We start from the raw sequence: 13,722 nt of genomic DNA on the forward strand, positions 1-13,722 counted from the left end.
CCGGCTATCCAACCGGCTTTCGACCGCGAAGATGAGTGGGACGGTGCTCGCCGCTGTCAAGAACCTTCTGCATGGCTTCCCAGGTTCGTATGTTCTTGTCGACATAGGCCGCACCGACCGCAGCCGCAACCGCCGGGTAGAGCGGGCCCTTGAGGCGTTTCAATTCCTTCCGCGCGACGTCGCGATACCAGGGATTGCGGTCACGCACCGTGACGTCTGCAAAGCCTGCCCGGCGCATCGCCGCGGCATAGCGGGCCGGCGATGCCATGGCGAAGGACAGGCCTTCCGCGGCGACATAGGCCTTCATCTCAGGCGATGGCTCGCCGTCCTGCGAGATCATCCAGTTCGATGCCGCGAAGACACCGCCCGGCTTCAGCACGCGAAAGATTTCGGCAAACAAGGTTTCCTTGTCAGACACATGCAGCAGCGCATCCTTCGAGAAGACGACGTCGAAGGAACTGTCGGCGAAGGGCAACGCCCCGGGCGGCGTCTGGACGAAATTGGCGCGACCGGAAAGCCCGCGTGCGGCCGCCCTTTGCCTGGCCATCTCGATCACCGGCGGCTCGACATCGAAGCCTGTAACGTGGGCAGCGCCATGGCGCTCGAGCAGATGCAGCGTGATGCCGCCCGAGCCGCAACCTATGTCGAGGATCGTCTTGCCCTCGAGCGCGAGGCCCTCGACAACCCGGTCGACCTCATCCGGCCCGCCAGGCGACAGATAGCCGTCGCCCCACAGCGCCTCGAGGAAGCGGATGGCAGTGTCGTCATACTCCGGCTCGGCATCTACCGTTTCGATCATCAGACCTCAGTCCAAAGCCCATATCGAATGTTGGCAAAGCCTAGCGGATTAACGCGAAAACGCAACATCATTTGTTGAACATTCATTCAAAATGGCTGGACAATGCGGCGACGGCCATGCCAGATTTCGCGTATTCGGGATCGATCACACGAAGCGGTCGGGCAGAAATGAAGGCTGAGCCAAGATGAAATCCTGGGATGCGATCGTCATCGGTGGCGGCCACAACGGTCTGGTCAATGCCTGCTATCTGCAGCGCGCCGGGCTCGATGTGCTGGTCGTGGAGAAGAACGGCTGGGTCGGCGGCGCCGCCACCAGCAGGGAATTGACGCCCGGCTTCCTCTATTCCAACTGCTCCTATGTCTGCTCGCTGTTTCGCCCCGAGATCATGCGCGACCTCGAACTGCCGCGCTTCGGCCTGCAGGTGATTTCCTACGAGGGCGGCGCGGTGTTCACCCGCGACGGCGACTACCTCGCCAACTACCGGGACCACGATGCCCACCGGCGCGAATTCGCCCGCTTCTCCAGGCGCGACGCGGAAGCCTATGACCGCTATTCCCGTGACGTGACGCGGCAGTGCCGCTTCATCCAGCCATTGCTGATGCGCACTGCACCCGACCCGACCAGTTTCTGGCCACGCGACCTCGGCGAACTTCTGTATCTGGGCAGAAAGTTCGCCGGGCTCACGCCTGAGGAAATGGCGCTGACGCTGCGCTTCTGGACCATGTCGATCTCGGACTTCCTCGACGAATATTTCGAGACCGATGTCATCAAGGCGAATTTCGCGCTGTCCGGCATCATCGGCACTGCGCTCGGCCCGATGTCGCCGGGCACCGCCTATGTGCTGCTGCATCACTATATGGGCGAGGTCGACGGCTCCGTCGGCGCCTGGGGCTATGCGCGCGGCGGCATGGGCGCCGTCACCAAGGCGCTTGCCGCGAGCTTCCAGGCCTCCGGCGGCACCATCCGCACCGGCGCCGAGGTCGATCATGTGCTGATCCAGCGCGGCAGGGCCAAAGGCGTCATGCTGGCCGACGGCGAGGAGATTTATGGCAAGCTCGTCGTCTCCAACGCCGATGTGAAACGCACTTTCCTCAAGCTGGTCGAGGAAAAGGAACTGCCCGACGTCTTCCTGCGCCGAGTCAGGAATTTCAAGATCCGCGGCTCGTCGGGCAAGGTCAACATCGCGCTGGATTCGCTGCCCGAATTCCCGGCGCTGCCGAAGGATTCGCCGGTCTATCGCGGCGATATGCATTTCACCGATTCGATGGAGCGCATGGAGCGCGCCTATGACGACTGGAAGGCCGGACGCTGGTCGGCCGACCCTTTCCTCGACATGGTGATCCCGACGACGCTCGACCCGACCATGGCGCCGCCTGGCAAGCACTTCATGAGCTGCTTCGTGCAGTACGCGCCACCGAAGGTGAACGGCCGCGACTGGACCGACGCCGACCGCGATGGTTTTGCCGAAAGCGTGATTTCGCAGATCGCCGAGTATTCGCCGGGCTTCCGCGACCGCATCGTCCATATGGAGGTGCGCACGCCGCGTGAGATCGAGGCCGAGGTCGGCCTCACCGAAGGCAATATCTTCCAGGGCGAACTGACCTTCGACCAGCTGCTGTTCAACCGCCCGGTGCCGGGCTACGCGCAATACCGCTCGCCGGTCACGGGGCTCTATATGTGCGGGTCCTCGACCCATCCCGGCGGCGGCGTCATGGGCGCGCCCGGTCGCAATGCAGCGGCCGAAATCCTGCGCGACCTTGCCAAGCCGACTAAGCATATGAGCCCGGCCCATGACGTTATTTGATGTTGTTGTCATCGGCGGCGGCCACAACGGCCTCGTCGCTGCCGCCACGCTGGCGAAAGCCGGCCGCAAGGTGCTGGTGTTGGAAGCCGCCCGAGACGTCGGCGGCGCGGCGCGCACCGAGGAGTTCGCGCCGGGTTTTCGCGTCTCCTCAATCGCTCACCTGCTGAACCGTCTTCACCCCGAAGTGGTGAAGACGCTGGAATTGGAGAAGCACGGCCTGCAATTCGCGCGCGACGACTTCGTGCCGTCCGTGGCGCTGTCGAAAGACGGCCCGTCGCTTGTCCTGCACGGCGCCTATGGCGAGGTGCTGACCGGCGCCAGTTCCTCCGAGCAGACCGCCTGGAAGGAGCTGCGTGCGCAACTGCTGCGCTACGCCGGCATCCTGAAGCCGTTCCTTGCACGCCGGCCGCCCGACCTCGGCAGCATGTCGCTGCTTGAGACGGCATCGCTCGGTCAGACCGCGCTGGCATTGAAGAAGCTTGGTAAGGAGGATATGCGCGATTTCCTGCGCGTGCTGCTGATGAACGTTGCCGACCTGCTCGATGAGCAGCTTGCCGATATCAGGCTGAAGGGGCTGCTCGCCTTCGATGCCACGCTCGGCAGCCATCTCGGCCCGCGCTCGCCGACCTCGCTGCTCGGTCTCTACTTTCGGCTGGCAGGCGAGGCAGGCGGCACAGCCGGCGCGCAGGTTCTGCCAAAGGGCGGCATGGGTGCTGTCATTTCAGCCATCCGCGCTGCAGCGGAAAAGGCAGAGGTGACCATCCGCACGGCGACTCCGGTGGCAAGGATAATCGTCGAGAAAGGCTGCGCCGTCGGCGTTGTGCTGGCCAGCGGCGAGATGCTCCGCGCCAAGACGATCGTCTCCGCCATCAATCCGGCGACCGCTTTTTTCGATCTTGTCGGGCCGCGCGAGTTAGACACAGGCTTCGTGCGCAAGATGAAAAATATCCGCATGAAGGGCGATGCGGCGAAGCTGCATCTGGCGCTCGACCGGCCGCCGCAATTCACCGGCGTCGATGCCGCCGGCCACAAGGGCCGTCTGGTGATCGCGCCCTCGCCCGATCATGTCGAGCGCGCCTTCAATCCATCGAAGTACGGCGAGTTCTCGCCGGAGCCGGTGATGGAGATCACGCTGCCCAGCCTTGCCGACTCGTCGCTGGCGCCGGACGGCGCCTGTGTGCTGTCTGCGGTCGTGCAGTATGCGCCCTATGCGCTGAAAGAAGGCTGGAGCGTTGGCAAGCCGAAATTCCTCAAGGCGATCATGGCTCAATTGGAGACCTCTGCGCCGGGAATCAGCAAGACTGTGCTTCATGCAGAGCTGCTGACACCGGCCGACATCGAGGCGCGCTACCGGATGCCGGGCGGTCACTGGCATCACGGTGAACTGCAGGCCGACCAGATGCTGATGTCGCGCCCCGTCTCCGGCTGGTCGGGCTACGACACGCCGATCGACGGGCTGTTCCTCGCCGGCGCCGGCTCGCATCCGGGCGGCGGCGTTTCCGGCGCGCCCGGCTTGAATGCCGCGCGGCGCATTATTGGGATGAAGGGGTAGGCATGAATACTCAATCGGCCAAGGCCGTGCTCTACGGCGCCCCCCTCTGTCCTGCCGGACATCTCCCCCACTTGGCGGGAGATTGGCCGCCATCCCGACTTTCGCCAATCACCAACGCCCGAGGAACAAGAGGAGGCGCCCAAGCTGCCGATCTCCCCCCTCGTGGGGGAGATGTCCGGCAGGACAGAGGGGGGCGCGAAGGAATGCAGTCATGAATCAGCTACCTACCCTCGACGCCTCAGCAGCCCGCGCCGCAGCACAATCCCATTTCCGTACCTTGCGGCTCGGCACGCCGTTCCAGCCGCGCATCGACGCGCTGGCCAGGACCAATGACTGGTACAATTGGGCCGGCTACCGTGCCCCACATTCGCTGTGGGACGAGGAGCTCGAATATTTCGCCATCCGCAGCCAAGCGGCCCTGTTCGACATCTCGCCGATGACGAAATACCGCATCGCCGGGCCGGACGCCGAGGCCTTCCTCAATCGCGTCACGTTGCGCGACGTGACCAAGCTGAAGTCGGGCCGCGTCCACTACACCGCCTGGTGCGACGACGACGGTTTCGTCCTCGACGACGGCACGCTGTTCCGCCTGTCGCCAACACGGTTCCGGCTGTGCTCGCAGGAACGGCATCTGCCCTGGCTGCTGGATAGCGCCACAGGCTTCGACGTGACGGTCGAGGAAGAAACAGAGGCCGTCGCCGGTCTGGCGCTGCAAGGCCCAACCTCCTTTGCCGTGCTGCGCGATGCCGGTTTCGCCGGCGTCGAAAGGCTGAGGGTTTTTGATCTAGCCGAGTTCCCGCATGACCACGGCACCATCACCATCTCGCGAACCGGTTTCACCGGCGATCTCGGCTACGAACTGTTCGTGCCGGCCGACAAGGCGCTCAGCCTCTGGGACCGGCTGATACTGGCCGGCGAATTACGCGGCATCCGCGCCATCGGCTACACCGCGCTCAATCGCGCCCGGCTCGAAGCTGGGCTGATCGTTGCCAATGCGGATTTCACGACGTCCCAGCATGCCATTCGCGCCGACCGCTTGCGCATGCCGGATGAGATCGGTCTCGGCTTCATGGTCGACCTGCAAAAGGGTCATTTCAATGGCCGCCGCGCCATTCAAGGCGCGCGGGCGAAGAGGCGTCTTCGCCATGTGCTGGTCGGGCTTGAGATCGAGGGCAACATTCCCGCCGAACACGCCATCGTCTACTATAGGAAAAGCCAGGAGGTCGGGCTGGTCAGTGCCGCCATGTGGTCACCGATGGCCAAGCGCAACATCGCCATCGCCTCTCTTGCGCGGCCGTTTGGCGACACGGTCGTCGACGACCTCTGGGTCGAAATCTACGCCATGCGCGAGTTGCAATACCAGAAGTTGATGAAGCGGGCCAAGGTGGTGCAGCGACCCTTCATCAAGCTCGACCGGCGCACCGCCAATCCGCCGGCAGATTTCTGACCATGACGGATGAGGCAAACAAGCACGACGTCGATGCAGAAGCCAGCGAGCAGTGGGAGCTGGTCAACACGCCGCTCGGCGAAAAATGGTCGGGGCGCACGCGCTATGCCGCGGCCATGTTCTTCTACAAGCGCGGCGAGATGAGCGCCGAGACGCTCGAAGTCTACCGCATCTGCGCGCGGCTGGATTCGACGGATCCGCTGCCGATCATCCGCGACCGCGGCGTCGGCCAGGATTGGCTGAAGCGCATGAGTTTCGAGTAGCCCTCACGCACTTAACCAATCGTCTTTTCCAGCATGCTGATCCAGTTGCGATAGGCGATCTTCTCGATCAGCGCGCGACCGAAGCCGCGCGCGGCGAGCGCATCGATGAGCTTCGGCAGGCCGGTGACATCGCCGATCACAGCCGGGATCATGGCGCCGTCGAAATCGGACCCGAGGCCGACGCCGTCTTCGCCCAGCGCCTGCAGCAGCGAATCGACATGGCGCGCCATGATGTCGAGACTGGTGTCGGCATTCATCCTGCCGTCTTCGCGCAAGAATCCGGTGGCGAAATTCAGCCCGACCATGCCGCCCGAGTCGCGGATCGCGCCGAGCTGCCAGTCAGTGAGGTTGCGGGAATGGCCGCAGATCGCATGGACATTGGAATGGGTCGCGACCAGCGGTGCGTCGCTGATCTCGGCGACGTCGCGAAACCCCTTTTCGTTGAGATGCGAAAGGTCAACCATGATGCCGAGCTGGTTGCAGGCCTTGACCAGCGCCTTGCCAGCATCGGTCAGGCCAGGTCCGGTGTCGGGTGTCGACGGAAAGCGGAACGGCACGCCGTGGCCGAAGGCGTTCGGGCGGCTCCAGACGATGCCGAGCGAGCGCAAGCCGGCGGCATACAGCACGTCGAGCATCGTCAGTTCGGGGTCGATCGCCTCGACGCCTTCGATATGGAACACCGCAGCGATCGATCCTTGCGCCATCGCGTTTCGCACGTCGCCGGCGCTGCGGCAAACGGTGAGCGCCGACGCCCGTTCCAGCCTGTACAGGATCGAGGCCATGGCGATGGTGGAATCGAGCGCTTCGGCACGGGAGAGTTCTGGCGGCAACGGCTCGTTGTCGCTGGGTGCCGGCGGCACCGCGCTGCGCCTGGATTTCTCAGCCGGCGGCGGGAAGATCGCGAACATGCCGCCGGCAAAGCCGCCCTTCTTCGCGCGGGGCAGGTCGATGTGGCCGCCCTGCGTCCCTTCGATGAACAGCTTTTCGACATCGGTGTCTTTCGACTGATAGAGCCGGAGCAGCGTATCGTTGTGGCCGTCGAAGACGGGGACGAGATCGGATTCGGTCATCAGGGAGCCATTCGGTTAAGGGGGTGTGCCTCAGCACGCAGCCAGTCTGCAGGCGATACGCCTAATTAGGCAAGATGTGCGAACTGCGCAAATGCCAGAGACGTTATCGCCTTGTGGCCACCCGCTCTTCCACCGTCATCCCGCGCGCTCAGGTGGCCGAATTGAGCCGAACCTACTGTTTCAGCACGTCGGCCCATTCCTTGTGACGATGGAACTGGGCGTTGGCGAACGGGCAAAGCGGGATGATCTTCTTGCCCGCCGCGCGCGCGTCCTCGACGGCGCGGGTGACGAGGCGAAGCCCGGCACCCTGGCCGCGAAATGCATCCGGCACCTCGGTGTGGTCGATGATGATCTGGTGCTCGCCGACCTTGGTAAAGGTCATCTCCGCCTCGGCGCCATCAGGCCCGCGCAAGAGATAACGGCCCTTGGAGCCGCGGTCCTCCAGTTCGATCTCCGGCAATTGGTCAAGCATTGCTTACGCTCCTTCTACCGGCGTAGCGGACAGAAATCGCCGCGCCGCCTCGATCTCGTTCGACTGCACCTCATGGCCGCCGTCATGCCACTCCACTGTGACATCGGCGCCATCGGCGCGCAAATACGCCTCCAGCCGCGACGTCAGGTTGGGCGGGCAGATCGGATCGCGCCTGCCGGCGGTGACCAGGATGCGGCGGCCGGCAAGGCTGCCGTGCACCTGCGGCTCGAACGGGATCAGCGGATGCATCAGCACCGCCGCATCGAAAAGCGTCGGCGCCGCGAACACCACCGAGGCCAGGATGTTGGCGCCGTTGGAATAGCCGAGGCCAAGCACCGACGAGGGTTTTGCCGCCTCGACATGTGCCCTGATGAAACCCACCATCTTGTCGGTCGCACGCGCCAGGTCGCCCATGTCGTAGACGCCCTCGCCGGTGCGGCGAAAGAAGCGTGCCGCACCGTGTTCCGAAACATCGCCGCGCGGCGAGATGATGGTCGCCTGCGGCCCGAGATCGCGCCCGAGCGACAGAAGCTGGCTCTCGTCGGCCCCGGTGCCGTGGAAGACGAAAAGCAGCGCGCTGCCCGGTGAACCGGGCAGCACCTTGTGGATGTAAGCGTCCTTGCTCATGGCCCTGTCCTCAGTCTTCGAGCTTCTGCAAATGCTGTTCGAGATAGGGCCTCAGATGCTGGTGCTGCGTCGGCAGCTTCAGCGCCTCACCGAGATGGGCCGTATCCTCGTCGCGGTCGAAGCCCGGCTCGTTGGTCGAGACCTCAAACAGCACGCCGCCAGGCGTGCGGAAATAGATCGCCCAGAAATAATCGCGGTCGATCACCGGCGTCACCTGATAGCCGGTGTCCATCAGCGCCTTGCGCACTTCGAGTTGCTTGGCGCGGTTTTCGACGGCGAAGGCGACGTGGTGGACGGATCCCGCGCCGAGATCAGCAAAAGCAGCGCCCGGCAGCGCTTCGATATCGACGAAATTGGCGCCATTGCCGTTCTTCACTGCCAGCCGTTTTACGTTGCCGGATGTGTCGACTTCCTCATAGCCCATGAATTTCAGCAGCTCTTCTGTGGCGCCGCCATCCTTGAGTCTGAGCGACACCGAGTGAAACCCGCGGATCGCCTCGTCGGAGGGAATGCCAGCTTTCGCCCATGGCGCACGATGGTCGGCCTTGTTCTCGACCAGCGCAAACCCGTCGCCATCGGGACCGGCGAAGGCAAGCCGCTTCTCGCCGAATGTTTCTTCGCGCGACAGCCCCATGACGCCCTCATCGGCAAAACGCTTTTCCCAATAGGCGAGCGTGCCTTCGGGCACCGAATAGACCGTGGTGCCGACCTCGCCGACGCCGTGGCGGCCCTTGCCGATGTTGGGGAAGGGGAAATAGGTCATCACCGAGCCGGGCGTGCCGACCTCGTCGGCATAGTAGAGGTGGTAGACATCCGGCGCGTCGAAATTGACGGTTTTCTTGACCCGGCGCAGGCCAAGCTTTTTTGTGAAGAATTCATTGTTCTGGCGTGCATCCCTGGCCATCGAGGTGACATGATGCAGGCCCTTGATCTGGTCGAGCATTTTCCTGCTCCTTCCCTTGTCCTGTGCGGCCCATGCCGCGGTCCACGCCAATATGAGGACCCGCCAGCCGGCGGCAAAGGCCGCAAACGCAGAATAGACTGTGCTGGAAAAGTGAACAATATGGCGATTTCTGTTCACTATTCAGAAAACCCGTCAGGCTTGCGTCATCGCCAAAATTCGGCTCCATGAGCGGCACGGATACATGATTGGGAAGGATACAGCGATTGGCCGAAAAAGGCAGACGCCAGAACATTCTCCTGATCACCTGCGACCAGTGGCACGGCGATTGTCTGTCGGCTGTCAGTCATCCGGTGGTGCGGACCCCAAACGTCGACGCACTCGCTGCCGAGGGTGTACTGTTCAGAGAACACTATGGCGGCGCGGCGCCCTGCTCGCCGGCGCGCGCTTGCCTCTACACCGGCCTCTACCAGATGAACAACCGCGTCTGCCGCAACGGCACTCCGCTCGACGCACGCCACGGCAACATCGCGCTCTGGGCGCGCAGCCTCGGCTATGATCCGACGCTGTTCGGCTATACCGACGTGTCGCCCGACCCGCGCGCTCTGGCGCCAGGCGACCCGCGGCTGAAAAGCTACGAAGGCGTGCTGCCCGGCTTCACCGTGCGCCAACTCCTGCCGGAGCATCAGAAACCGTGGCTGTCCTGGCTCAAGGCGCGCGGCATCGATAGCGGCGCCGGCTTTCCCGACATCCATCGGCCAGCGAGCGAGATTGGAGGCAGGATCGAAAGCGCGGTGACCAGCGCGCCGCCCGTCTATTCGAAGGACGAGACCCCAGCCGCTTTCCTGACCGGCGAATTCGTCCGCTGGCTTGGCGAACAGGAGCGCGACACACCGTGGTTTGCGCATCTTTCCTTCCTCAGCCCGCATCCGCCCTTCATCGTGCCGGAGCCTTACAATATGATGTATGATCCGGCCGACGGCACAGCCTTCCGCCGCGCCGCGAGCTGGCAGGCCGAGGCGGAGAGCCACCCCTACCTTGCCTATGATCTTGACCAGCAGCAGCGGGCAAAATTCCGCCCCGGCGCCGAAGGCAAGGTGCGCGATTGGGGCGACGACGATTTTCGCCGCATCCGCTCACTCTATTACGGCATGATCTCGGAGGTCGACGCGCAGCTTGGCCGCATCTGGCAGGCGGTCAAGGCGGCGGGTGCATGGGATGACACCATCATCGTGCTGACCTCGGACCACGCCGAGATGATGGGCGACCATTACATGCTGGGCAAGGGCGGCTTCTTCGACGGCAGTTTTCATATTCCGCTGATCATCCGCGACCCGCGTCGCCGCAATGCGGCCGGCGCCAGCGTCGACCGCTTCAGTGAGGCGGTGGACATAGCGCCGACATTGCTCGATCTGCTTGGCGAGGAAACGCCGCCGCATCTCGACGGACAATCGCTGAAGCCGTTCCTGGATGCCGGGGAGCCGGACAACTGGCGCGAGGCCGCGCATTGGGAGTTCGATTTCCGCTCGGTAGCCGACGGTGATGCCGAGCGCCACTTCGGCATCGGTCCGCGCCAGTGCAATCTGGCCGTCATCCGCACGGAAAAATTCAAATATGTACATTTCGGCGGCGGCCTGCCGCCACTGCTGTTCGACCTGGAGAAGGATCGAGACGAGCTAACCAATGTCGCTGGCGACCCGGCCTATTTGCCAGTCCGGCTGGAGCTTGCCGAAAGGCTGCTTGCCTGGCGGGCCGAACATCTCGACCAGTCGCTGGCGCTTGCCGAACTGACCGAGGATGGCGTTGCCGGCCACGTCGCAGGCCTGCCACCTTTCCAGTCATGAAAAGGCCCGCGCCGTTGCCGGCACGGGCCTTTTTCATCGTTGGAGCGAACTACCGCATGATCATGCGCTGTGTGTCGCGGTTTTGCGCATATGTAGCCTTGTCATAGGGGGCCTGCGCCTCGAGCTGCTCCTTGGTGAAGTTCGTGTAGAGATAGCGCTTGCCATCCTTGTCGGTCATGAATTTGAGGTTGTCCATGCCGATCGCCACCTCCTTCTCGCCAACGCCAAGGAAACCGCCGACGTCGATGATGACGGCGTCGACCTTCTTGTCGCCCGTCAGCACGACGTCACCAATCTCACCGACATTGACATCATTGGCGCCATAGACGGTGGTTCCAACCAGATCCTCGGACCGGATTTTGTCGACCGGCATTTCGGTCAGCGCCGACTTGTCGATCGCCGCGGTCTGCGTCTGGTCGGGGGCTGAGGCGTCAGGCGTTGCTGCAGCCGGAGCCTCGGCTGTCTTGTCCATTGGAGCCGGAGCGGCGGTGTCAGGCGTTGCCGCCGGGGCTTCCGCGGTCTTATCCGCCGGGGCTGGAGCCGGAGTGACGGTAGGGGTGGTAGCCACCGGCGCCGCCGCGTCAGTGGATGCGGTAGTCGCCGGGGCGGGATCATAGGGCCTGCGGTCGAACTCCGGCAACGCCTCCAGACCTTCCTTCGTGGTCTCGGCCACCAGCCAGCGATCGCCGTCCCTCTCCGCCCACTTGGCCTTGTCGAACTGATAGGCCACGTTCTTTTCGCCAACCTCAAGGAAGCCGCCGACGCCAATGATCAGCGACTCGGCCTTGCCATCCTTGGCCAGGACGATGTCGTTCACGTCGCCGATGTTTTGAGCGTCGTCGCCGGTGCCGTTGTAGACGGTTTCACCGATGATGTTGGTGGCAAGGTTCCCATCGGCGCGCTTCACGGGCTCGGCCGGAGCCGGTTCAGCCGGAGCCGCCGGAGCGTTCTGTGCGGTGGTATCGGTCGTGCCAGAAGGGGCTGGAGGAGCCGTAGCCGTGGTATCGCTGGCCACAGGAGCCGGATCATAGGGCTTGCGATCGAAGTCCGGCTGAGCCGTCAATTCATCCTTTGTGGTTTGGGCAATCAGCCAGCGGTCGCCATTCCGTTCGGCCCATTGCAGCTTGCTGTAGTCGAAAGTGACATTCTTGGCGCCGACGCCAAGAAAGCCGCCGACGCCGATGACGACGGACTTCGCCTGACCGTTTTCATCGAAGACGACATCACTGACATTGCCGATGTTCTCGGCATCGTCGGCTGTGCCATTGTAGACAGATTCACCGATGATATTGGTTACCAGGCTGCCCTCGGCGCGCGGAATGGGAGCAGCCGGAGCGGTATCCTGGACTGCTGGATCCTGCGTCGGCGCCGGGGTTGTGGCCGTCTGCGCGTATGCGCCGGTCGCAATCAACGCTGCGAGTGCGGTGGTGGTTAAAAGGGTGCGGATCATTGTAATCTCCTCGTGCGTTATTTCGTTCACGCCACGGGCCGCCGGTGGGAGATTGGTCGCGGCGTTACATATTCACAACGTCGTGACCGCGCCGTTGTTCCGAAACCATGGCGAGCGTCGTGAAAAAACCCTCCGAACCGCGCCAATCAGGCAGTCGGCCGGTGAGATTCGCGCCTGTATTTTCGTTAGAGCTGCGGAACTTTTTTTCAGCCGCCCCGTTTCAGCCTGTGGCTGGGTCTGTCCTGGTCGATGATTACCCAATGGCTGACAAGAAAAAACGGAGCGGGGGGATGCGATTTGCGGCGGTGCTGAACCAGGAGGGCGGCACCTTGCGCACGATTGATCTTTCCGCGTTCACCGACCGGATGCGCCAGACATTGGAGGCAGCAGGTCACTCCATCGATATCGACATCGTTGCCGGCAATGACATCGTTAGAGCGCTGGACCGCATCGCTTCGAAGCACAGCATCGACATTGTTCTGGCCGGTGGCGGCGACGGCACGATTTCGGCCGCGGCGGCTCGGTTGATGGGCAAGAAGAAGGCACTTGCCATTTTGCCGGCTGGCACGATGAACCTGTTCGCGCGCGGGCTCGGCATCCCACAGACCCTTGACGCGGCAGTGAAATCCTTTGCCGACGGCGAGGTGATCGCAGTCGATATGGCAACCGCCAATGGCCAGCCATTCGTGCACCAGTTCTCGATCGGCATGCATGCCAGGATGGTTCAACTTCGCCAGACCATGGAGTTCGGCTCGCGGTTGGGAAAGATGCGGGCCTCGGCGAAGGCTGCCTGGGCGGCGATCAACAATCCGTCGGCAATGAAGGTGACGCTGACTATCGGCGAAGCCGAGATCGTGACGCGCACCACCGGCATCGGCATCACCAACAATCTGTTCGGTGAGGGTCATCTACCCTATGCCGACAATCCCGCCGGCGGCGTGCTCGGCATCTATGTCACGGTGGCGCGGCGGCGTGGCGAACTGATCAGGGTCCTCTTCGACATGGCGCGCGGCAAATGGCGCGACAGCGAGCACGTCGAAATCCACCAGGCCGACCGGGCCGTTTTGAAAGTCCACTCGGCAACCAAGAAATTCCGAGCCGTCATGGATGGCGAACTGGTCAGGCTTGACCGCGAAACGACGATCGAAATCCGTCCTGGCGCGCTGAACGTTCTCGTCCCGGCGCGCGCTGTCCAAGCGAAGGCCGCGTGATGCAGGCCGGCACAGTCGATCGGAAGGCTTCAGCCTTTGGGAATCTCGCCCTGTTCGTTCCTGGGAAGCTCGCCCTGTTCGGTTGTCGACGTCTTGTCTATCATGTTGCCGTAAATCTCCGCGATGCCCCAGGCGATAAACGCCAAAAGCAGCGCGGCGATCAAGATACGGAAAGTGTGCCACCCCCAGCGTCCCTGGCGGGCTTTGTCTTCAGGAACGATCTTGGGCATGATCGGCCTCCATGTTGTTTGGCGCAAGCATATTGTTTGGCGCCGGCGGGCG

General features: G+C 63.2%; 13 protein-coding genes. 6 read left to right on the top strand and 7 right to left on the bottom strand.

Going from position 1 to position 13,722, the window contains the following annotated elements:
• Positions 1–4: 4 nt before the first annotated feature.
• Complete coding sequence (locus tag CIT25_RS23980; protein ID WP_095487124.1) at positions 5–799, bottom strand: class I SAM-dependent methyltransferase; 795 nt, start codon at positions 797–799, stop codon at positions 5–7.
• A 184-nt stretch (positions 800–983) separates the two neighbouring features.
• Here CIT25_RS23980 and CIT25_RS23985 point away from each other — a divergent pair, with 184 nt between their 5' ends.
• The 4 genes from CIT25_RS23985 (at position 984) to CIT25_RS24005 (ending at position 5,865) form a co-directional block, all read left to right on the top strand.
• Positions 984–2,603 carry a phytoene desaturase family protein gene (locus CIT25_RS23985; RefSeq protein WP_095487126.1) on the top strand — a complete coding sequence of 540 codons (1,620 nt, stop codon included), beginning with the start codon at positions 984–986 and terminating at the stop codon, positions 2,601–2,603.
• On the top strand, positions 2,590–4,155 hold the full coding sequence (locus CIT25_RS23990) for a phytoene desaturase family protein (RefSeq protein WP_095487128.1): 1,566 nt from the start codon (positions 2,590–2,592) through the stop codon (positions 4,153–4,155). The genes CIT25_RS23985 and CIT25_RS23990 overlap by 14 nt, the downstream gene beginning before the upstream one ends.
• 211 nt (positions 4,156–4,366) lie before the next feature.
• Positions 4,367–5,602 (top strand): aminomethyl transferase family protein, encoded by a 1,236-nt coding sequence (locus tag CIT25_RS24000; RefSeq protein WP_095487130.1) that lies wholly within the window; start codon positions 4,367–4,369, stop codon positions 5,600–5,602.
• Positions 5,603–5,604: 2 nt separating this feature from the next.
• The gene (locus CIT25_RS24005) at positions 5,605–5,865 is read left to right on the top strand and encodes a hypothetical protein (RefSeq protein WP_095487132.1); all 261 of its coding nucleotides are present in this window, start codon (positions 5,605–5,607) and stop codon (positions 5,863–5,865) included.
• A gap of 11 nt (positions 5,866–5,876) precedes the next feature.
• Here CIT25_RS24005 and CIT25_RS24010 read toward each other — a convergent pair whose 3' ends face one another.
• The 4 genes from CIT25_RS24010 to CIT25_RS24025 form a co-directional block, all read right to left on the bottom strand.
• The gene (locus CIT25_RS24010; protein ID WP_095487134.1) at positions 5,877–6,935 is read right to left on the bottom strand and encodes a dipeptidase; all 1,059 of its coding nucleotides are present in this window, start codon (positions 6,933–6,935) and stop codon (positions 5,877–5,879) included.
• Positions 6,936–7,107: 172 nt separating this feature from the next.
• The gene (locus tag CIT25_RS24015; RefSeq protein WP_095487136.1) at positions 7,108–7,407 is read right to left on the bottom strand and encodes a GNAT family N-acetyltransferase; all 300 of its coding nucleotides are present in this window, start codon (positions 7,405–7,407) and stop codon (positions 7,108–7,110) included.
• Between the two features lie 3 nt (positions 7,408–7,410).
• Positions 7,411–8,034, bottom strand: coding sequence for an alpha/beta hydrolase (locus CIT25_RS24020; RefSeq protein WP_095487138.1), 624 nt, complete (start codon positions 8,032–8,034; stop codon positions 7,411–7,413).
• Between the two features lie 10 nt (positions 8,035–8,044).
• Entirely contained in the window at positions 8,045–8,977 is a 933-nt protein-coding gene (locus tag CIT25_RS24025; protein ID WP_095487140.1) for a VOC family protein, read from the bottom strand.
• Between the two features lie 224 nt (positions 8,978–9,201).
• Here CIT25_RS24025 and CIT25_RS24030 point away from each other — a divergent pair, with 224 nt between their 5' ends.
• Positions 9,202–10,779: an alkaline phosphatase family protein gene (locus tag CIT25_RS24030; RefSeq protein WP_095487142.1), complete on the top strand. Its 1,578-nt coding sequence runs from the start codon at positions 9,202–9,204 to the stop codon at positions 10,777–10,779.
• Between the two features lie 49 nt (positions 10,780–10,828).
• Here the strand turns inward: CIT25_RS24030 and CIT25_RS24035 are convergent, their stop codons facing one another.
• On the bottom strand, positions 10,829–12,229 hold the full coding sequence (locus CIT25_RS24035) for a PRC-barrel domain-containing protein (RefSeq protein ID WP_095487144.1): 1,401 nt from the start codon (positions 12,227–12,229) through the stop codon (positions 10,829–10,831).
• Positions 12,230–12,519: 290 nt separating this feature from the next.
• Between CIT25_RS24035 and CIT25_RS24040 the strand changes: the two genes are divergently transcribed.
• The gene (locus tag CIT25_RS24040; RefSeq protein ID WP_095487146.1) at positions 12,520–13,440 is read left to right on the top strand and encodes a diacylglycerol/lipid kinase family protein; all 921 of its coding nucleotides are present in this window, start codon (positions 12,520–12,522) and stop codon (positions 13,438–13,440) included.
• Between the two features lie 29 nt (positions 13,441–13,469).
• On the opposite strand, the gene CIT25_RS24045 is transcribed toward CIT25_RS24040, so the two are convergent.
• Positions 13,470–13,670, bottom strand: a complete 201-nt coding sequence (locus CIT25_RS24045) for a hypothetical protein (RefSeq protein ID WP_095487148.1) — start codon at positions 13,668–13,670, stop codon at positions 13,470–13,472.
• Positions 13,671–13,722: the final 52 nt, after the last annotated feature.

It is taken from the genome of Mesorhizobium mediterraneum (genome assembly GCF_002284565.1).
GTDB classification, from domain to species: Bacteria; Pseudomonadota; Alphaproteobacteria; order Rhizobiales; family Rhizobiaceae; genus Mesorhizobium; species Mesorhizobium mediterraneum.

Bases quoted from the DNA above. Each gene is read 5' to 3' on its own strand.
- CIT25_RS23980 (WP_095487124.1), bottom strand. From the start codon at position 799: ATGATCGAAACGGTAGATGCCGAGCCGGAGTATGACGACACTGCCATC.
- CIT25_RS23985 (WP_095487126.1), top strand. From the start codon at position 984: ATGAAATCCTGGGATGCGATCGTCATCGGTGGCGGCCACAACGGTCTG.
- CIT25_RS23990 (WP_095487128.1), top strand. From the start codon at position 2,590: ATGACGTTATTTGATGTTGTTGTCATCGGCGGCGGCCACAACGGCCTC.
- CIT25_RS24000 (WP_095487130.1), top strand. From the start codon at position 4,367: ATGAATCAGCTACCTACCCTCGACGCCTCAGCAGCCCGCGCCGCAGCA.
- CIT25_RS24005 (WP_095487132.1), top strand. From the start codon at position 5,605: ATGACGGATGAGGCAAACAAGCACGACGTCGATGCAGAAGCCAGCGAG.
- CIT25_RS24010 (WP_095487134.1), bottom strand. From the start codon at position 6,935: ATGACCGAATCCGATCTCGTCCCCGTCTTCGACGGCCACAACGATACG.
- CIT25_RS24015 (WP_095487136.1), bottom strand. From the start codon at position 7,407: ATGCTTGACCAATTGCCGGAGATCGAACTGGAGGACCGCGGCTCCAAG.
- CIT25_RS24020 (WP_095487138.1), bottom strand. From the start codon at position 8,034: ATGAGCAAGGACGCTTACATCCACAAGGTGCTGCCCGGTTCACCGGGC.
- CIT25_RS24025 (WP_095487140.1), bottom strand. From the start codon at position 8,977: ATGCTCGACCAGATCAAGGGCCTGCATCATGTCACCTCGATGGCCAGG.
- CIT25_RS24035 (WP_095487144.1), bottom strand. From the start codon at position 12,229: ATGATCCGCACCCTTTTAACCACCACCGCACTCGCAGCGTTGATTGCG.
- CIT25_RS24040 (WP_095487146.1), top strand. From the start codon at position 12,520: ATGCGATTTGCGGCGGTGCTGAACCAGGAGGGCGGCACCTTGCGCACG.
- CIT25_RS24045 (WP_095487148.1), bottom strand. From the start codon at position 13,670: ATGCCCAAGATCGTTCCTGAAGACAAAGCCCGCCAGGGACGCTGGGGG.